Consider the following 18,413-nt stretch of genomic DNA (forward strand, 5'->3'; position numbering starts at 1 on the left):
GGCGCCCGCTTGCGGCGCCCGCTTGCGGCTCGCCAGCGAAAGCTTTACTTCTTTGAAGCGATCATCGCCAAAAATGCAGGCATCCCCGCCTCTTTGTCGGCATTGATGCGCTGCGCAATCGGCGTTTCCTGCAAGCGCTCCAGCAATGCCCTGGCCGCCGGCAGCTCTGCCAACAGGTCCAGCTCGAACAGTTTTTTCCCCACCGCACAGGCCAGGCTGACGCTGTACAGGAAGTACAGATCGGCGATGCTCAGGCTGTCACCCGCCACGTAAGGGGAAAACTTGCCGTGCCGCCCCAGGGACGCAATACCCAGCAGCAGCTCGCCCTTGGCTTTTTCCTTGATCGCGTCAGGTACCGGCATGCCAAAAAACGCCTCGGCGAAACACGCGCGGGCCGGCAGTTCGATGTACAACTCGATTTCCTTGGCCAGTGCCAGCACCTGGGCCCGCTCGAACGGCGCCTTGGGTAACAGCACAGTGCCTCCCTGGGTGTCTTCGAGGTACTGCAGGATCACGCTGGTTTCGTTGATAAATCCCTGTTCGACCCCCAGCACCGGTACTTTGCCGCGCGGGCTGATCGCCAACGCCTCCGGGCTTTGACCGGCATAAAAGGCGACCTCCTCGAATGCCAGGCCCTTCTCCAGCAAGGCGTGTTTGACCATGTTGTAGTAATTGCTGACGGAAAAACCATAAAGCTTGAGCATCACAAAGCCTCCAGGCCGTGCAGGGGGTTGGCAGCGACTGTTATAGATCCTCAGGGGCACTCTCGCCAGCAGCATCACGGCGCTGAATGCAGGTAAACTGCTGGCCTTACCTTGAGGAGCCTGCCATGAGCGAGCTGACCCCCGGCACCAATACGAACGACGACATCGACGACGAAGAGTTCGCCGAGAACACCCTGGTCGAAGCCATCGAAAACCAGATCGCAAGCGACAACCCGCCCGCGGCCAAAGCCACCTTCAACAAACTGACCCTGGTGGGTTACGAGCGCGAGGAAATTCTCAGCCTGATGGCCCACGTGCTGGCGGTGGAAATCGACGCGATCCTCGAAGAAGACCGCGCGTTCGACACCCAGTGGTACGAAGCTGCCCTGCGCGCCCTGCCCGAGCTGCCACCGGAAAAGAAATAAGAATCACCCGGGCGGGCGAAAAGCCCGCAGCCAACACTGGACAGCTCGCCCGAGTGCGTTCACCTTAGGGGCGCTACAGTCATATTCCTAGAAAGTCTGGAGTCCTTATGTCGCTTACCCCTGAGCTGGTTGCCGAACTGGAAATCCTCGCACTCTTCAACCTGGACAGTTCCCAGGAAGGTTTGAAAATTCATCAGACCGCTGCCCCGAAAGCTATTGCTGCCGCACAACGCCTGTTCGAAAAAGAATTGATCGATCAACCCGATGGCGGGTATCTGACCAGCCTGGGGCGTGACGCCGCGCAGAATGTGCAGACTGTACTGACCATCCTGTCCGTCGAAGAAACCGCATAACGACACCGGTATCGCCCACGGGAACCCCTGCATCGGGATTTCCGCGGGCAGACTGTCGCCAACCGATAGATTTTTGGCGCCAGAAATCAACAATCAGCTTAAAAGTCCTGTGCGCGAGGCTGTAGACTGCCCCAGCATCTGAAACTTTCCCACGTTCGTTGACTGCGAGCCGGTTTGAGCTGACATGACCCGCACCCATGAAATCCGCCCCGACCTGGACGAGGGAATCGATCGCAAGGTTCTCAGCCAGTTGCGCACACGCTTCCTCACGCTCAATAACGGCCGCATGGCCCGGGCCATGGAAGGGTTAACACCGCGCCAGCAAATGGTCCTCAAGCTGCTGCCGCTGTTTTTCCATGTCAATCATCCCCTGTTGCCGGGCTACGTCTCGAGCAGCACCCCCGCCGGCGTGGCGAATTTCGAACCTGATGCCGGCACCCTCGCGGAAGCGCAGCGCCTGACCCGATCCTTTTCCTACAAGGCCCGGCGCGGCAACCCGCCACAGCCGATTCACGGCCTGTTCCTGATGGGCAGCCTCGGCACCCTGGCCCAGGCCGATCAGAGCGATATGGACCTGTGGATCTGCCACGCCCCGGACCTTCGCGCGGACGAACTCGCTGAACTGGGAAAAAAGGCTCAGTTGCTCGAAGCCTGGGCCGCCAGCCAGGGCGCCGAGGCCCATTGCTTCCTGATCGAGCCACAGCGGTTTGTCCGCGGCGAGCGCGATAGCCAGCTCAGCTCCGAAGACTGCGGCACCAGCCAGCACTATCTGCTGCTGGACGAGTTCTATCGCACTGCGATCTGGCTTGCCGGGCGCACGCCAATCTGGTGGCTGGTACCGGTGTATGAAGAGCCCGGCTACGAGCTGTACACCCACACCCTGTTGTCCAAGCGTTTTGTGCGCGCCGAGGAGACCCTCGACCTCGGTCACCTGGCCCACATTCCGCCCGGGGAATTCATCGGCGCCGGGCTCTGGCAACTGTTCAAAGGCATCGAGTCGCCCTACAAGTCGGTGCTCAAACTGCTGCTGATCGAGGTCTACGCCAGTGAGCATCCGCAGGTCGAATGCCTGAGCCTGCGCTTCAAGCAAGCGGTGTTCGCCAACCGCCTGGAGCTGGACGAACTCGACCCCTACATCATGGTGTACCGCCGTATCGAGCAATACCTCAACGCCCGGGGCGAAACGGAACGCCTGGAGCTGGTGCGACGCGCCTTGTACCTCAAGGTCAACCGCAAGCTCACCGGCACCAGCGCTCAACGCAACAGCCGCTGGCAGAGCCAGCTCCTGCAACGGCTGGCCGAGGAGTGGCGCTGGGACCATCGACAACTGGCATTGCTCGACAGCCGCAGCCAGTGGAAGGTCCGCCAGGTCAGTGCCGAGCGTCGGGCCCTGGTCAACGAGCTCAACTACAGCTATCGCTTCCTCAGCCAGTTTGCCCGCACTGAACGCAGCGTCAGCCTGATCAACAAACGCGACCTCAATGTACTCGGCCGCCGGCTCTATGCGGCCTTCGAACGCAAGGCCGACAAGGTCGAGTTCATCAACCCGGGCATTGCCCCGGACCTGGCCGAAGACACCCTGACGCTGGTGCAGTCGGCCAACAAAAAAGCCCCCGGGCAGACCCATTGGGGCCTGTACAACGGCAGCCTGGGTAACCTGGAGTGGGAACACTTCGCGCCGCTCAAACGCAGCAGCCACCTCCTCGAGTTGCTGACCTGGTGCCACCGAAACGGCGTGATCGACAGCAGCACCCGCCTGGCGCTGCACCCAGGCAGCAGCGACCTGAGTGAGTTCGAGCTGTTCAACCTGCTGGGCAGCCTGCAGCAGACCATCGCCCTGCCCCTGGCCAGCGTCGACGAGGAGCAACTGCTGCGTGCCATCGAGCCAGCCGAGGTGCTGATTCTGGTGAACGTGGGCATCGACCCACTCAAGCATCACCGCGACCTGAACATCCTGATGACCACCGAGCGCACCGACTCGCTGAGTTATGCCGGGGTCCGTGAAAACCTGGTACTGACCCTCGACCTGGTCACGCTCAACAGCTGGAATGAAGTGCTGGTCAATCGTCATGACGGGCCCCACGCCCTGCTCGACTGCCTGCGCGATTACCTCAACCACTTGCCCCAAGGCCCCCGGCAGCCGCGCCTGCGGGTCCAGTGCTTCTGCCACAACCGCGCACAGTTCATTGCCCGGCGGGTCGAGGAAATCTTCGACACCGCGCAGCACCTGTTGCTGAGCGACCTCAACCAGCGCTACCTGATCCAGGTCCAGCAGCACTACCACGTGCTGGAGCTGGTACCCGGCCAGGTCCGGCATATGGCCTTGGGCACCCTGCCCGCCCTGCTCGATTACCTGGGCCAGGAACAGACCGCCTACAGCCCACTGCACCTGGACCCAATGGCCCTGGAAGAGCACGACCTGGCGCTGATCCTGCCCATGGGCCAGCCCGGCTGCATTCAAGTGTTCTACCGCGTCGGCGACAGCGGGGCCGAGCTGTATGTGCTGGATGAGTTCAACGCCCTGTGGTACCAGCGCCAGCCCTATCACGATGACAACAGCCTGCTGGTGCCCCTGCAGCGGTTCGTGCAGTCGATCCTGTTTCGCCGCGACGCCATGCTGCCCATGGACGCCACGCAGCCGCTGCCGCAGCTGGACATCCACTACTACCAGTTACTGCCCGCGGGCACTGGGCGGGCCCGCCGGGCAGAGCCGCAGCCAGCACCGCAGATCCCCGCCGACAGGCCGTTCTATGACGTGCAGGCGATTGTCGGCAAAGCTGCGCCGGGGAAGGTGCAGGTCACCCTGTATTGCAATCAACGGGAGTACAGCGAACTGGAGTACGGCGATCAGTTGTTTGCCGTGGTGGCGCGGGAGATAGTCGGGCGTCGCCGGGAGATGCAGCCCTATCGCTGCTATATCACCGACCTGGATCTGTCAGGGCTGTTGGCTGACAGCCCCGGCTCGAGCAATCTGTACCTGCGCTACAAGGCAGACCTGGAGCGCGCTTTGAACAAGGCGCTCGAACAGGTTTGAAGCCTTCTCAGAGGGAGAAATCGCCGCCATTGGCTGGCTGGTTCTCGACTTCGAGCAGGGTCAGCTTCAGGGTCTTGCCACCCGGTGCTGGCCAGTCGATGTGCTGGCCAACCTTCAGGCCCAGCAGTGCACTGCCGACCGGCGCAAGAATGGAAATCTTGCCTTCATCGGCATTCGCGTCCTTGGGGTAGACCAGGGTCAGGTGATAGTCCTTGCCGCCGCTTTCTTCACGGCAATGAACACGCGAGTTCATGGTTACGACATCGGCAGGCACCTCATCGTGACCGACCAGAGTATCGGCGCGATCCAGTTCGGTTTGCAGCGCGATCACGCCCGGCAGCGTGTCATCCAGGCTGTCGATCAGGCGCTCCAGACGTTGTACGTCCAGACGGGTAAGAGTGATGGAAGGTACGGTCATGATTCAGGCAGACTCCTTTCTTCTGCACGAAAAAAGCAAAACCCCGCCATAAAACAGGCGGGGTTTTCACGCGCCTCGATGGGTTGAGGCGTAACCGGACACTATCACAGCTCAAAAAATATACAAGCCGGTCGCGGCAGGTGGCGCCTACCGAACGGCGTGGGCGCGGCGATTGTGCGCCTGGGTGCAAATCACCCGGCGTCGTTCATCGTCCGCCGAACGCCATTCACGAATATCTTCGACATGGCGGAAACAGCCCTTGCAGACTTTTTCCTCATCCAGCCGGCAGACATTGGTGCAGGGCGATGGCACGGCCGGGCTGACATTGCTGTACAGCGGCTTGGGCGCACGAACGGGGGCAGGTTCAGTCACGCTGTCAGAGACCTTCGAAGTCGAGCTCGGCATCGGCTTGCTGCTTGACGATGCGCTCGAGCATTTCGCCCAGCTGCTCTTCGCTCTTGTCACACATCCAGCGCTCGCTTTCTTCGTCGTAGTCGAAGTGGAACCCGCCGGACACCGCTGCCAGCCACAACTGGCGCAGTGGCTCCTGGCGGCTGAAGATCAACTGGCTGCCGCTTTCGAACTTGACGGTCAGGACCCCAGCCGAACTTTCCAGATCAACATCCAGTCCGCTGTCGTCGAAAATATCTTCCAGTGTCTGCTGGGTGGCATCGACCAGGTCGTGGAAACGGGCTTCAGTCAAACTCATTGCGGCAACCTCAAAAAGTGTCTACTTACGCTCAAGCGCCGCAAGATACGGACGCGCCCCGGCGATTGCAAAGGATACCGACCAAGCACCGGGCAAGGTGGACCAATAACCGCCTGCCATTGTCTGCCCGATCGCAAGCCACGGGCAAAGGCCCGCCGGACGGGTGGCCCGTCGCATAGGCAAGCTGCCGGGTGGCCGGTATACTCCGGCGCAATTAACGCATTCTCAAGGATTTCGCCATGAAGCGCCTGATCTCTTCCCTTGCTGCGCTCGCTTCGCTCGTCGCTTTTACCTGCCTGTTATCGGCCTGCGGTCAAAAAGGCCCGCTGTACCTGCCCGATGACAGCAAGCCTGCAGATGAACAGGCCAAATCGTCGCAGTCCAAAGCGCACGAACACAGCAACAGCAACAGCACCTACTAAGGGAACATCATGGACGCTTTTAACTACCGTGACGGTGAGCTGTTCGCGGAAGGTGTTGCCTTGTCCGCCATCGCCGAGCGCTTTGGCACCCCCACCTATGTCTACTCCCGTGCGCACATCGAAGCCCAGTACCTGGCGTATGCCGATGCCCTGGCTGGCACCCCGCACCTGGTCTGCTTCGCGGTCAAGGCCAACTCCAACCTGGGCGTACTGAATGTCCTGGCGCGCCTGGGCGCCGGTTTTGACATCGTCTCCCGTGGCGAGCTGGAACGGGTCCTGGCTGCAGGCGGTGCGGCCGACAAGATCGTATTCTCCGGCGTGGGCAAGACCCGCGACGACATGCGCCGCGCCCTGGAAGTCGGCGTGCACTGCTTCAACGTCGAGTCCACCGACGAACTGGAGCGCCTGCAAGTGGTGGCCGCCGAGCTGGGTGTGCGTGCACCGATCTCGCTGCGCGTGAACCCGGACGTCGATGCCGGCACCCACCCGTACATCTCCACCGGCCTCAAAGAAAACAAGTTCGGCATCGCCATCGCCGACGCCGAAGACGTCTATGTGCGCGCCGCCCAACTGCCGAACCTGGAAGTGGTCGGCGTCGATTGCCACATCGGTTCGCAACTGACCACCCTGCCCCCCTTCATTGATGCCCTCGACCGCCTGCTGGCGCTGATCGACCGCCTCAGCGATTGCGGGATCTACCTGCGCCACATCGACTTGGGTGGCGGCCTGGGTGTGCGTTATCGCGATGAGGAGCCACCGCTGGCTGCCGACTACATCAAGGCCGTGCGCGAACGTATCGACGGTCGCGACCTGGCGCTGGTGTTCGAGCCGGGCCGCTTCATCGTCGCCAACGCCGGCGTGCTGCTGACCCAGGTCGAGTACCTCAAGCACACCGAACACAAGGATTTCGCCATCGTCGACGCGGCCATGAACGACCTGATCCGCCCGGCGCTGTACCAGGCCTGGATGGACGTCACGGCCGTGCGCCCACGCGACACTGCGGCACGCGCCTACGACATCGTCGGCCCGATCTGCGAAACCGGCGACTTCCTGGCCAAGGATCGTCAACTGGCGCTGGAAGAAGGCGACTTGCTGGCCGTGCATTCGGCCGGTGCCTACGGGTTTGTCATGAGCTCCAACTACAACACCCGCGGCCGTTGCGCCGAAGTGCTGGTGGACGGTGATCAGGCATTCGAAGTGCGTCGCCGCGAGACGGTAGCCGAGTTGTTTGCTGGCGAAAGCCTGCTGCCGGAGTAAACCCATGCTGCTGCGTTTTACCAAGATGCACGGCCTGGGCAACGACTTCATGGTCCTCGACCTGGTCAGCCAGCACGCGCACATTCTGCCCAAGCACGCCAAGCAATGGGGCGACCGCCACACCGGTGTCGGCTTCGACCAGTTGTTGATTGTCGAAGCACCGAGCAACCCGGAGGTGGATTTCCGTTACCGGATCTTCAACTCCGACGGTTCCGAAGTGGAGCAGTGCGGCAACGGCGCGCGTTGCTTCGCCCGTTTCGTGCTGGACAAGCGCCTGACGGCCAAGCGCCAGATCCGCGTCGAGACCAAGAGCGGCATTATCGAACTCGATATTCGCAATGACGGTCAGATCAGCGTCAACATGGGGGCACCACGCCTGGTGCCAGCGGACATTCCGTTCCAGGCCGACGCGCAAGCCAACAGCTACCCGGTCGAGGTCGACGGCCAGACCGTCGAGCTGGCCGCGGTGTCCATGGGCAACCCGCACGCTGTGCTGCGCGTGAACGACATCAACAACGCGCCAGTGCATGCACTGGGGCCGAAGATCGAACATCACCCGCGCTTTCCGGCACGGGTCAACGTCGGTTTCCTCCAGGTCATCGACCGCAATCGTGCGCAGTTGCGCGTTTGGGAGCGGGGCGCCGGGGAAACCCAGGCCTGCGGTACCGGCGCCTGTGCCGCTGCAGTGGCCGCGATCAGCCAGGGGTGGATGGATTCGCCGCTATTGATCGACCTGCCCGGCGGGCGCTTGTCCATTGAATGGGCAGGTCCTGGCCAACCGGTGATGATGACCGGTCCGGCAGTACGCGTATACGAAGGACAAGTGCGTCTTTGAGTGAGCTAAATCCATGACTGATCAGCCCAAGGTTCCAGCCCCGCAGCCCGACGAATGCCCTTCCGAGAGCCTGGAGGCGGCGGCGATTGCCGCGTACCTTGAGGCTCATCCGGATTTCTTCGTCGAGCACGAAGAACTGCTCCCGGCCCTGCGCATACCGCACCAGCGTGGCGATACCATCTCGCTGGTCGAGCGGCAGATGAAAATCCTGCGCGAACGCAACATCGAGATGCGCCACCGTCTTTCGCAGTTGATGGATGTCGCCCGCGACAACGATCGGCTGTTCGACAAGACCCGCCGCCTGATCCTCGCCCTGATGGACGCCAACAGCCTGGATGACCTGGTCATCAGTGTTGAAGACAGCCTGCGCCAGGACTTCCAGGTGCCCTTTGTCAGTCTGATCCTGTTCAACGACGAGCCCTTGCCGGTCGGCCGCTGGGTCAGCGACGCCGAAGCGCACAAGGCCATTGGCGGGTTGCTGTCCGAAGGCAAAAGCGTCAGCGGCACCCTGCGCGAGCATGAACTGGACTTCCTGTTTGGCGAAGAACAACGCCTGCAGATCGGCTCCACGGCCGTGGTTGCCATCAGTCACCAGGGCCTGCATGGCGTGCTGGCCATCGCCAGCCGCGATCCGCAGCACTACAAGAGCTCGGTAGGCACCCTGTTCCTCAGCTACATCGCCGAAGTCATGGGCCGCGTATTGCCACGGGTCAACAGCACCCTGCGCTCGGTGCGCTGACCATGGAACGGCAATTGGACGCCTACTGCGAGCACCTGCGCAGTGAGCGTCAGGTGTCGCCGCACACGCTTGAAGCCTACCGCCGTGACCTGAACAAGGTCCTGGCACACTGCGAGAAACTGCACATCGGCAGTTGGAGCGCACTGGACATCCAGCGCCTGCGCGGCCTGGTCGCGCGCCTGCATGCCCAGGGCCAGTCCTCGCGCAGCCTGGCGCGCTTGCTGTCGGCCGTGCGCGGGCTCTATCACTACCTGAACCGCGAAGGCCTGTGCGACCACGACCCGGCCAACGGCCTGGCCCCGCCCAAAGGCGAGCGACGCCTGCCCAAGACCCTCGACACCGACCGCACCCTGCAACTGCTCGAAGGGGCCGTCGAGGACGACTTCCTGGCCCGTCGCGACCAGGCGATTCTCGAGCTGTTCTACTCCAGTGGCCTGCGCCTGTCGGAGCTCACCGGCCTGAACCTCGACCAGCTCGACCTCGCGGACGGCCTGGTGCAAGTGCTCGGCAAGGGCAGCAAGACCCGGGTGCTGCCCATCGGCAGGAAAGCCCGCGAGGCCCTGGAGTGCTGGCTGCCCTTGCGCGCCCTGGCCAATCCGCCGGACGATGCGCTATTCGTCAGCCAAAAAGGCCGACGCCTCGGTTCACGCGCCGTGCAACTTCGGGTCAAGGCCGCAGGCGAGCGGGAGCTGGGGCAGAACCTGCACCCGCACATGCTCAGGCACTCCTTCGCCAGCCACGTGCTGGAGTCTTCCCAAGACTTGCGCGCCGTGCAGGAGTTGCTTGGCCACTCGGACATCAAGACCACCCAGATCTACACCCACCTGGACTTCCAGCACCTGGCCACGGTCTACGACAGCGCCCACCCTCGGGCCAAACGCATCAAGGGCGATGAGCAATGACAATCCAACTGATCACCTTCGACCTCGACGACACCCTGTGGGACACCGCCCCGGTGATCGTCAGCGCGGAAGCCGTACTGCGCCAGTGGCTGGCCGAGCACACGCCGGTCCTGGGCGCCTTGCCGGTCGAGCATTTGTGGGCCATCCGTGAACGGGTACTGGGCCTCGAACCGCAGCTCAAACACCGCATCAGCGCCTTGCGCCGCCGGGTGTTGCTGCACGCCCTGGAAGAAGCCGGCTACGCCCACCCACAGGCAAGCGAACTGGCCGAGCAAGCTTTCGAAGTCTTCCTGCACGCACGGCACCAGCTCGAGATATTCCCCGAGGTGCAACCGACACTGGAGATCCTGCGCAACCGCTACGCCCTGGGCGTGGTCACCAACGGCAACGCCGACGTACGCCGCCTGGGGCTGGCCGACTACTTCAAATTTGCCCTGTGCGCCGAAGACATCGGCATCGCCAAGCCCGATGCCCGCCTGTTCCACGAAGCCCTGCAGCGCGGTGCAACCACTGCCGCCAATGCGGTGCATGTCGGCGATCATCCCGGTGATGACATCGCCGGGGCCCAGCAAGCGGGGTTGCGCGCAATCTGGTTCAACCCGGCGGGCAAGGCATGGGAAGCAGACCAGGCACCGGATGCCGAGATTCGTTGCCTGACAGAACTGCCGGAGTTGCTGGCACGCTGGTCGGAGCTGCGTTAAGCCTCTGCTTGTGGTATTGACGGTGGCGAGGACTGCGTCTTCGAACGCTGCCTCGCGGGCTCGGCAGCTGCTACGGGGGATTGGAGGGCAGTTCACGTAAGGGCGAAACCCTAAGCAGCCGTTACCGCAGCAACGGATCCACCCACCACCACCCATAAAAAAGCCCGCAGCGACGGCGGGCTTTTTCAGCAAACACAGTGCAGACCCTTAGATAGGCCGGCTGCCGTACTTGTTATCAGGCTTCTTTGGTGGATCGGCCACCACGTTGGCCTCGACTTCCTGAACCTTGCCGCCTTTGGCCAGGAACTCTTCCATCGCGCGGGCCAGAGCATCACGCTCCTTGTTCTTGGCTTCAACGCTTGGCAGCTCGTCTACCGACACCGCAGCCTTGGCCTTGCCTTTGGCGGTCGGGGCCGGCGTATCGTCGCCACCATCGTCGTCAGCAACGTCTTCCGCCGCAGCTTCAAGGCCTTCTTCGGCCTCGTCTTCGTCGCCTACTTCGAGGTCGTCGTTTTCCAGATCATCGTCGCTCATGTTCTACCTCATGACTTGCGAAAAGCAGATTAGTTATAGCCCAGCTTCGTCGTCTGTCGACGACTGCCAGAAAAAATTCAAAATCCACTGGTAACCAGCGGTTTATGCCCCTTCACCGTGCACGGTGGCGAGGACTTTACGAGCACCGCCATGATCTCGGTGCTCGCCCAGATAAACACCTTGCCAGCTACCTAACGCCAATCGGCCCGCCGTGATCGGCAAACTCAATTGACAGCCTAGCAAACTGGCCTTGAAGTGCGCCGGGAGGTCGTCCAGGCCTTCGTCGTTATGCTCATAACCGGTTGCGCCTTGTGGGATCAACCGGTTGAAAAACCGTTCGAAGTCGCGACGTACCGCCGGATCGGCGTTCTCGTTGATGGTCAACGACGCCGAGGTATGCTGCAGCCACAAGTGCAACAGACCGACCCGGCATGCCTTGAGTTCAGGCAGGCCGGCGAGTAACTCGTCCGTTACCAGATGAAAGCCCCGGGGCTTGGCCCGCAGGGTAATCAGAGTCTGTTGCCACATACAGTTCTCCGCACGTTCGGGGCGCATTCTAGCGCGCTCTGGGAAAAAACAAAGACCCTAATATTCGCGCCATGCTGTAAGCCATCGCCCCTGGAAAAACCGCTGCGAAAAACCCCGGCAAAGCTGCCAGAAAAATCCTTTCAGCCTAGGCCTGAGTGACAAATCCTGAACAAAAAAATGCCCGGCAAGCCGGGCAAGTTTTTTTCCGCGCATGCTTACAGGTTGTAGCCGCGCTCGTTGTGTTGTGCCAGGTCCAGGCCGACTGCCTCTTCCTCTTCGGTCACGCGCAGACCCATGACGGCGTCCAATACCTTGAGGATGACGTAGGTGACGATCGCGGTGTAGATCACCGTGAAACCCACGCCTTTGCACTGAATCCAGACTTGTGCAGCGATGTCGGTCACGGTGCCGAAGCCACCCAGCGACGGTGCAGCAAATACGCCGGTGAGGATCGCACCGAGAATACCGCCAATACCGTGCACGCCGAAGGCGTCGAGGGAATCGTCGTAGCCCATTTTGCGTTTCAGGGTCGTAGCGCAGAAGAAGCACACCACGCCGGCCGACAAGCCGATCACCAGGGCGCCCATCGGGCCCACGGTGCCAGCGGCTGGAGTAATGGCCACCAGGCCGGCAACCACACCCGAGGCGATGCCCAGGGCGCTAGGTTTGCCGTGGGTCAGCCACTCGGCCAGCATCCAGCCCAGGGCAGCGGCAGCGGTTGCGATCTGGGTTACCAGCATCGCCATGCCGGCAGTACCGTTGGCCGCCGCGGCGGAACCGGCGTTGAAGCCGAACCAGCCAATCCACAGCATGGCCGCGCCCATCAAGGTGTAACCGAGGTTGTGCGGAGCCATTGGGGTGGTCGGGAAACCCTTGCGCTTGCCCAGCACCAGGCAGGCCACCAGACCGGCGATACCGGCGTTGATGTGCACCACGGTGCCGCCTGCGAAGTCCAGGACGCCCCAGTCCCACATCAGGCCACCGGGGCCGGACCAGACCATGTGCGCGATCGGTGCGTACACCAGGGTGAACCACACACCCATGAAGATCAGCATTGCGGAGAACTTCATCCGCTCGGCGAAGGCACCGACGATCAGCGCCGGGGTGATGATGGCGAAAGTCATCTGGAAGGTGATGAACACCGCTTCAGGGAACAGTGCCGCCGGCCCTGTCACGCTCGCCGGGGTGACACCGGCGAGGAACGCCTTGCCCATGCCGCCGAAGAACGAGTTGAAGTTGACGACGCCCTGCTCCATGCCCGCGGTGTCGAACGCAATGCTGTAGCCATAAATGACCCACAGGATGCTGATCAGACCGGTAATGGCGAAGCACTGCATCATCACGGAAAGAATGTTTTTGGAGCGCACCATGCCGCCGTAGAACAGCGCAAGGCCGGGAATGGTCATGAACAGCACCAAGGCTGTCGCGGTCAGCATCCAGGCGGTATCGCCGGAGTTGAGGACTGGAGCCGCCACTTCGTCTGCCGCCATGGCCAGGCTGGGCATTACGAGGGACAACAGGGCTCCTAGCCCTGCGAATTTACGCAGAGTCATATTGTTTTCTCCTGGGGCGTTGGGGTTGTGGCGGCTTAGATTGCGTCGGTATCGGTTTCGCCGGTACGGATGCGAATAGCCTGTTCCAGATTGACCACGAAGATCTTGCCGTCACCAATCTTCCCGGTGTTGGCCGCCTTGGTTATCGCCTCGATAACCCGGTCCAGATCCTTGTCGTCAATGGCGACATCGATCTTCACCTTGGGCAGGAAATCGACCACGTACTCCGCGCCGCGATACAGCTCGGTGTGACCCTTCTGCCGACCGAAGCCTTTGACCTCAGTGACGGTAATGCCCTGCACGCCGATCTCGGACAGTGCCTCGCGGACGTCATCCAGTTTGAACGGCTTGATGATGGCAGTGACTAGCTTCATGAAAACTCTCTCCCGAATTGGTGGACTTGCCCCAGGAAAACAAACCCGACTCAAGTCTAAGCGCAGTGCCTGGCTTTGTAACGCATCGTCGGCCGTACCTGCCCGACTGACGCCAGTTAACCGCTGCCGACGAAACTCCCCGTTTCGCCTGCCGCACTGCATTCGTCACAGCGACTGCATCAGTGCATGGGTTACTCAAGCCTTAGCAGAAAGCTTGCCATCTCCAGAAAAACCACTGATTTCAATCTCTTGCCTTTAAACCCAGGCCAGTGCAGAAATGCGCGCCCAGAGATACGCACAATAACGGTGCGCCGACAGACGGACCGATGCGCGAAAAGCGTGCGCCGCACCGGGATAAATGAGCCTGAACACTGCGTGATACACTGCCCGCCATCAGTTTAAGGACTCCCTACATGCTCGCGCCCAAAGACCTCCTCGACGCCCTGAGCGGCCACGCCTCCCGCCTGTTCAGCGGCGACACCCCGCTGCCCAAAAGCGAAATCGAAAGCCAGTTCAAGGCCCTGCTGCAAAGCGGCTTCAGCAAGCTGGACCTGGTCAGCCGGGAAGAATTCGACAGCCAGATGATCGTCCTGGCCCGCACCCGGGCACGCCTGGAAAGCCTTGAAGCGAAAGTCGCGGAGCTGGAAGCCAGGCTCAATCCGCCTGCCGAGTAATTCCCTGCCCCTTGTGGGCACTGGCTGATCACACTGTGGGAGCCTGCTCGAGATGGACATCAACGATAACGCGTCAAGCCTGACTCAACGCGTCGCCCTCGAGTTCTTCGCGAGCAAGCTCGCTCCTACACGAACCCCGCGCAGGCCACCGGCAACATCCTGCGAACGTTTGGCGCGTCTCGCGCGGTGCTAGAACACCCCCTCGCAACTACCCTTGAACAACCGCAGGAAGCGGCTCTTTTTCGTTCAAGGAATGCTCATGTCCCTGTCCATCGTCCACAGCCGCGCCCAGATTGGCGTGGAGGCACCGGCTGTCACTGTCGAAGTCCACCTGGCCAATGGCTTGCCATCACTGACGATGGTCGGCTTGCCCGAAGCGGCAGTGAAAGAGAGCAAGGACCGGGTGCGCAGCGCGATCATCAATTCGGGCCTGCAGTTTCCAGCGCGGCGCATCACCTTGAATCTCGCTCCCGCCGACTTGCCCAAGGACGGTGGGCGCTTTGACCTGGCGATTGCCCTGGGGATTCTTTCGGCCAGCGTGCAGGTGCCAACCCTGACCCTGGATGACGTGGAGTGCCTGGGGGAACTGGCGCTTTCCGGTGAGGTGCGGGCGGTTCGCGGCGTGTTGCCGGCCGCCTTGGCGGCGCGCCAGGCCGGGCGGGCGCTGGTGGTGCCCTGGGCGAATGCCGAGGAAGCTTGCCTGGCCTCCGGGCTCAAGGTGCTCGCGGTGCATCATTTGCTAGAAGCGGTCGCTCACTTCAACGGCCATACCCCCATCGAGCCTTACCGCTCCAACGGTTTGCTCCATGCCAGCAAGCCCTACCCCGACTTGAGCGAAGTACAAGGCCAGGCCGCCGCCAAGCGGGCCCTGCTGATTGCCGCGGCGGGCGCCCATAACCTACTGTTCAGCGGGCCACCCGGGACCGGGAAAACCCTGCTGGCCAGTCGCTTGCCCGGATTACTGCCGCCGCTGACGGAAAGTGAGGCCCTGGAGGTGGCGGCGATCCAGTCGGTTGCCAGTGGTGTGCCGTTGAGTCATTGGCCGCAACGACCTTTCCGCCAGCCCCATCACTCCGCGTCCGGCCCGGCGCTGGTAGGCGGCAGTTCAAAACCCCAGCCCGGGGAAATCACCCTCGCCCACCACGGCGTGCTGTTTCTCGACGAGCTGCCGGAGTTCGATCGCAAGGTGCTGGAGGTATTACGAGAGCCGCTGGAATCTGGCTATATCGTGATTTCCCGCGCCCGGGACCGAGTGCGTTTCCCGGCGCGTTTCCAACTGGTGGCGGCCATGAATCCCTGCCCCTGTGGCTACCTGGGCGAGCCCAGCGGGCGCTGCTCCTGCACCTCGGAGATGGTCCAGCGTTACCGGCACAAGCTCTCCGGCCCGCTGCTCGACCGCATCGACCTGCACCTGACCGTCGCCCGCGAGACCACTGCACTCAATCCCGCCGCCCAGCCGGGCGACAACTCCGCCCGTGCTGCCGAGCGCGTTGCCATGGCTCGTGAGATTCAGCAGCAGCGCCAGGGCTGCGCCAACGCCTTCCTCGACCTGCCGGGGCTGCGCCGGCATTGCCAGTTGTCCACAGTGGACGAACGCTGGCTGGAAAGCGCCTGCGAACGCCTGACCCTGTCGCTCAGGGCGGCCCATCGACTACTCAAGGTCTCCCGGACCCTGGCCGATCTCGAACAGGCGCAGGACATCAGCCGCGAACACCTGGCTGAAGCACTGCACTATCGGCCGGCCAATCAATAAACCCGCCTCCGACTCAGTCCAGACGCTCGACGTCCGGCAGCTCCATGGCCTGCGCCTCGCCTTGCAGGAAGTCGCTGAGCCGCCGCAAACGCTCACCACCCGGACGGGTTTTCGGCCAGACCAGGTAGTAATTCAGGCCACTGGCAACGGCGGTCGGCCAGGGCAGGCTCAAGCGTCCCTGCGCCACATCCTCGGCCACCATCAACAGGTCGCCCATGGACACACCATAGCCACGTGCCGCGGCGATCATCCCCAGTTCCAGGGTATCGAACACTTGCCCGCCCTTGAGCGACACCTGCTCGGAGAGCCCCATGCGCTCCAGCCAACTGCGCCAGTCGCGACGATCAGGGGTGGGGTGCAGCAGTTCGGTACTGGCCAGCCGCTCGACATCCCAGGGCTGATCGTTGAGCAGGTTCGGCGCACCGACCGGTATCAACAGCTCCGGGAACAGGTAACTGGCTTCCCAGTCCGGTGGAAAATGCCCGTTGCTCAGCAGTACCGCACAGTCGAAGGGTTCATGATTGAAATCCACCGAGTCGACGTCCATCCAGGCGCTGGTCAGTTGCACTTCATTGCCCGGCTGCAGATGCCGAAAGCGACTAAGCCGCGCCAGCAACCAGCGCATGGTCAGGGTCGAAGGAGCTTTCATGCGCAAGATGTCATCTTCGCTGCGCAAGGTGTTGCAGGCGCGCTCCAGTGCACCAAAACCTTCACGCACTCCGGGCAGCAACAGGCGAGCGGCCTCGGTCAATTGCAGGTTGCGACCACTGCGTTGAAACAGTCGGCAGGCAAAGTGATCTTCCAGCGTACGAATATGCCGGCTGACGGCGCTCTGGGTAATCGACAGCTCTTGCGCGGCACGGGTGAACGAACTGTGCCGCGCCGCAGCCTCGAAAGCACGCAGGGCATACAGCGGAGGAAGACGACGGGACATTGGGAAAGCTCCTATAGCGCAATGGGCAAACCCTAGCAGAAACTCGCCAACATGAGTTTTAATCATGCCAGTGATCGTTTTTATCCCTTTGTGCATTCGTCTGAGAGCGCCGAGAATCAGCGGCTCCCCTTTATTTCCAGGAAACACGCGTGATGACCATGCAGCATCCAGCACGTACCGAATTGCGGGCCATCCTACGGCTGGCGGGGCCGTTGATCGCCTCGCAGTTGGCGCACATGCTGATGGTGCTCACCGACACCTTGATGATGGCCAAAATCAGCCCCGAGGCGCTGGCGGGTGGTGGCCTGGGAGCGGCGACCTATTCGTTCGTGTCGATTTTCTGCATCGGCGTGATCGCCGCGGTCGGCACGCTGGTCTCGATCCGCCAGGGCGCGGGCGACATTCCCGGTGCGGCACGCCTGACCCAGGCCGGGCTATGGCTGGCCTGGCTGATGGCATTGGTCGCGGGCCTGCTGTTGTGGAACCTCAAACCGGTGTTGCTGTTGTTCGGCCAGACGGCCAGTAACGTCGAGATGGCCGGCCAGTTCCTGCTGATCCTGCCGTTTGCCCTGCCTGGTTACCTGAGCTTCATGGCGTTGCGCGGCTTCACCAGCGCCATCGGCCGGGCCACTCCGGTGATGGTCATCAGCGTCATCGGCACCCTGGCCAACTTCCTGCTCAACTACGCGCTGATCACCGGGATGTTCGGCCTGCCGAAAATGGGCCTGGTGGGGATCGGCCTGGTGACCGCGATCGTGGCCAACTGCATGGCCCTGGGCCTGGCCTGGCACATTCGCCGGCACCCGGCGTACGAGGCGTACCCATTGCGCGCAGGCCTGTCCCGGCCCAATCGCCAGTACCTGCGGGAGTTGTGGCGCCTGGGCCTGCCGATTGGCGGAACTTATGCGGTCGAGGTCGGGCTGTTCGCCTTCGCGGCCCTGTGCATGGGCACCATGGGCAGCACGCAACTGGGTGCCCACCAAATTGCCCTGCAAATTGTCTCGGTGGCATTCATGGTGCCGGCAGGGCTGTCCTATGCCATCACCATGCGCATCGGCCAGCATTACGGCGCCGGGCAACTGCTCGACGCACGCCTGGCCGGACGGGTCGGGATTGGCTTTGGCGCGGTGGCGATGCTGGGTTTCGCCATGGTGTTCTGGCTGCTGCCCAATCAACTGGTCGGTTTGTTCCTGGACCACAACGACCCACAGTTTGCCGACGTCATCCAACTGGCCGTCAGCCTGCTGGCCGTGGCCGCATGGTTCGAGCTGTTCGACGGTGTGCAGACCATCGCCATGGGCTGCATACGTGGCCTCAAGGACGCCAAGACCACCTTTCTGGTGGGCCTGGGTTGCTACTGGCTGATCGGCGCACCGGCCGCCTGGTGGATGGCCTTCCACCTGCACTGGGGGCCAACCGGAGTCTGGTGGGGCCTGGCCCTGGGGCTGGCCTGCGCGGCTGTGAGCCTGACGCTGGGGTTCGAGTGGAAGATGAAGCGGATGATCCGGCAAGAGCCGGCATCGCAAGCTGATCTGCAGATGCCTCAGCCGGATTGATCAACTCG

Annotated in this window: 21 protein-coding genes; 12 read left to right on the forward strand and 9 right to left on the reverse strand. The window is 62.3% G+C overall.

Going from position 1 to position 18,413, the window contains the following annotated elements:
- Positions 1-44: 44 nt before the first annotated feature.
- Entirely contained in the window at positions 45-704 is a 660-nt protein-coding gene (locus QMK50_RS13095; RefSeq protein ID WP_095164801.1) for a glutathione S-transferase family protein, read from the reverse strand.
- A gap of 125 nt (positions 705-829) precedes the next feature.
- Here QMK50_RS13095 and QMK50_RS13100 point away from each other — a divergent pair, with 125 nt between their 5' ends.
- From QMK50_RS13100 to QMK50_RS13110, 3 genes are all read left to right on the forward strand, one after another.
- Positions 830-1,129, forward strand: coding sequence for a hypothetical protein (locus tag QMK50_RS13100; protein ID WP_095164803.1), 300 nt, complete (start codon positions 830-832; stop codon positions 1,127-1,129).
- Positions 1,130-1,236: 107 nt separating this feature from the next.
- Positions 1,237-1,482: a TIGR02647 family protein gene (locus tag QMK50_RS13105; protein WP_095164804.1), complete on the forward strand. Its 246-nt coding sequence runs from the start codon at positions 1,237-1,239 to the stop codon at positions 1,480-1,482.
- Between the two features lie 184 nt (positions 1,483-1,666).
- Positions 1,667-4,516, forward strand: coding sequence for a class I adenylate cyclase (locus QMK50_RS13110; protein ID WP_320333254.1), 2,850 nt, complete (start codon positions 1,667-1,669; stop codon positions 4,514-4,516).
- A 7-nt stretch (positions 4,517-4,523) separates the two neighbouring features.
- On the opposite strand, the gene rnk is transcribed toward QMK50_RS13110, so the two are convergent.
- The 3 genes from rnk to cyaY all read right to left on the reverse strand — a co-directional run bounded on the left by rnk (position 4,524) and on the right by cyaY (position 5,643).
- Positions 4,524-4,934: a nucleoside diphosphate kinase regulator gene (rnk, locus tag QMK50_RS13115; protein ID WP_095164808.1), complete on the reverse strand. Its 411-nt coding sequence runs from the start codon at positions 4,932-4,934 to the stop codon at positions 4,524-4,526.
- A gap of 147 nt (positions 4,935-5,081) precedes the next feature.
- Positions 5,082-5,306, reverse strand: a complete 225-nt coding sequence (locus tag QMK50_RS13120) for a DUF1289 domain-containing protein (protein WP_320333255.1) — start codon at positions 5,304-5,306, stop codon at positions 5,082-5,084.
- Positions 5,307-5,310: 4 nt separating this feature from the next.
- On the reverse strand, positions 5,311-5,643 hold the full coding sequence (cyaY, locus tag QMK50_RS13125; protein ID WP_095164811.1) for an iron donor protein CyaY: 333 nt from the start codon (positions 5,641-5,643) through the stop codon (positions 5,311-5,313).
- Between the two features lie 239 nt (positions 5,644-5,882).
- On the opposite strand from cyaY, the gene lptM reads away from it, so the two are divergent.
- The 6 genes from lptM to QMK50_RS13155 are packed head-to-tail and all read left to right on the forward strand — an operon-like array spanning position 5,883 to position 10,499.
- Positions 5,883-6,065, forward strand: coding sequence for an LPS translocon maturation chaperone LptM (gene lptM / locus QMK50_RS13130; protein ID WP_095164813.1), 183 nt, complete (start codon positions 5,883-5,885; stop codon positions 6,063-6,065).
- Positions 6,066-6,074: 9 nt separating this feature from the next.
- Positions 6,075-7,322 carry a diaminopimelate decarboxylase gene (gene lysA / locus QMK50_RS13135; protein ID WP_095164815.1) on the forward strand — a complete coding sequence of 416 codons (1,248 nt, stop codon included), beginning with the start codon at positions 6,075-6,077 and terminating at the stop codon, positions 7,320-7,322.
- A gap of 4 nt (positions 7,323-7,326) precedes the next feature.
- The gene (gene dapF / locus QMK50_RS13140; RefSeq protein ID WP_095164817.1) at positions 7,327-8,157 is read left to right on the forward strand and encodes a diaminopimelate epimerase; all 831 of its coding nucleotides are present in this window, start codon (positions 7,327-7,329) and stop codon (positions 8,155-8,157) included.
- 13 nt (positions 8,158-8,170) lie between these two features.
- The gene (locus QMK50_RS13145; protein WP_320333256.1) at positions 8,171-8,896 is read left to right on the forward strand and encodes a DUF484 family protein; all 726 of its coding nucleotides are present in this window, start codon (positions 8,171-8,173) and stop codon (positions 8,894-8,896) included.
- Positions 8,897-8,898: 2 nt separating this feature from the next.
- Positions 8,899-9,798: a tyrosine recombinase XerC gene (gene xerC, locus QMK50_RS13150; RefSeq protein ID WP_095164821.1), complete on the forward strand. Its 900-nt coding sequence runs from the start codon at positions 8,899-8,901 to the stop codon at positions 9,796-9,798.
- Entirely contained in the window at positions 9,795-10,499 is a 705-nt protein-coding gene (locus QMK50_RS13155) for an HAD family hydrolase (RefSeq protein ID WP_159998560.1), read from the forward strand. Before xerC ends, QMK50_RS13155 begins: the two co-directional genes overlap by 4 nt.
- Before the next feature lie 207 nt (positions 10,500-10,706).
- On the opposite strand, the gene sutA is transcribed toward QMK50_RS13155, so the two are convergent.
- The 4 genes from sutA to glnK all read right to left on the reverse strand — a co-directional run bounded on the left by sutA (position 10,707) and on the right by glnK (position 13,488).
- Complete coding sequence (gene sutA, locus QMK50_RS13160) at positions 10,707-11,033, reverse strand: transcriptional regulator SutA (protein WP_095164825.1); 327 nt, start codon at positions 11,031-11,033, stop codon at positions 10,707-10,709.
- Between the two features lie 102 nt (positions 11,034-11,135).
- The gene (locus tag QMK50_RS13165) at positions 11,136-11,561 is read right to left on the reverse strand and encodes a secondary thiamine-phosphate synthase enzyme YjbQ (protein WP_095164827.1); all 426 of its coding nucleotides are present in this window, start codon (positions 11,559-11,561) and stop codon (positions 11,136-11,138) included.
- A gap of 215 nt (positions 11,562-11,776) precedes the next feature.
- Positions 11,777-13,114: an ammonium transporter gene (locus QMK50_RS13170; RefSeq protein ID WP_320333257.1), complete on the reverse strand. Its 1,338-nt coding sequence runs from the start codon at positions 13,112-13,114 to the stop codon at positions 11,777-11,779.
- 35 nt (positions 13,115-13,149) lie between these two features.
- Entirely contained in the window at positions 13,150-13,488 is a 339-nt protein-coding gene (gene glnK / locus QMK50_RS13175) for a P-II family nitrogen regulator (protein WP_095164831.1), read from the reverse strand.
- A 413-nt stretch (positions 13,489-13,901) separates the two neighbouring features.
- Here glnK and QMK50_RS13180 point away from each other — a divergent pair, with 413 nt between their 5' ends.
- Positions 13,902-14,162 carry an accessory factor UbiK family protein gene (locus tag QMK50_RS13180; RefSeq protein ID WP_159998562.1) on the forward strand — a complete coding sequence of 87 codons (261 nt, stop codon included), beginning with the start codon at positions 13,902-13,904 and terminating at the stop codon, positions 14,160-14,162.
- 259 nt (positions 14,163-14,421) lie between these two features.
- Positions 14,422-15,915, forward strand: coding sequence for a YifB family Mg chelatase-like AAA ATPase (locus QMK50_RS13185; RefSeq protein ID WP_320333258.1), 1,494 nt, complete (start codon positions 14,422-14,424; stop codon positions 15,913-15,915).
- Positions 15,916-15,928: 13 nt separating this feature from the next.
- On the opposite strand, the gene QMK50_RS13190 is transcribed toward QMK50_RS13185, so the two are convergent.
- Complete coding sequence (locus tag QMK50_RS13190; RefSeq protein WP_320333259.1) at positions 15,929-16,849, reverse strand: LysR substrate-binding domain-containing protein; 921 nt, start codon at positions 16,847-16,849, stop codon at positions 15,929-15,931.
- 158 nt (positions 16,850-17,007) lie between these two features.
- Here QMK50_RS13190 and QMK50_RS13195 point away from each other — a divergent pair, with 158 nt between their 5' ends.
- Entirely contained in the window at positions 17,008-18,405 is a 1,398-nt protein-coding gene (locus tag QMK50_RS13195) for a NorM family multidrug efflux MATE transporter (RefSeq protein ID WP_320334516.1), read from the forward strand.
- The last annotated feature ends 8 nt before the right edge of the window (positions 18,406-18,413 follow it).

Source organism: Pseudomonas sp. P5_152 (genome assembly GCF_033989915.1).
Classification (GTDB): Bacteria; Pseudomonadota; Gammaproteobacteria; order Pseudomonadales; family Pseudomonadaceae; genus Aquipseudomonas.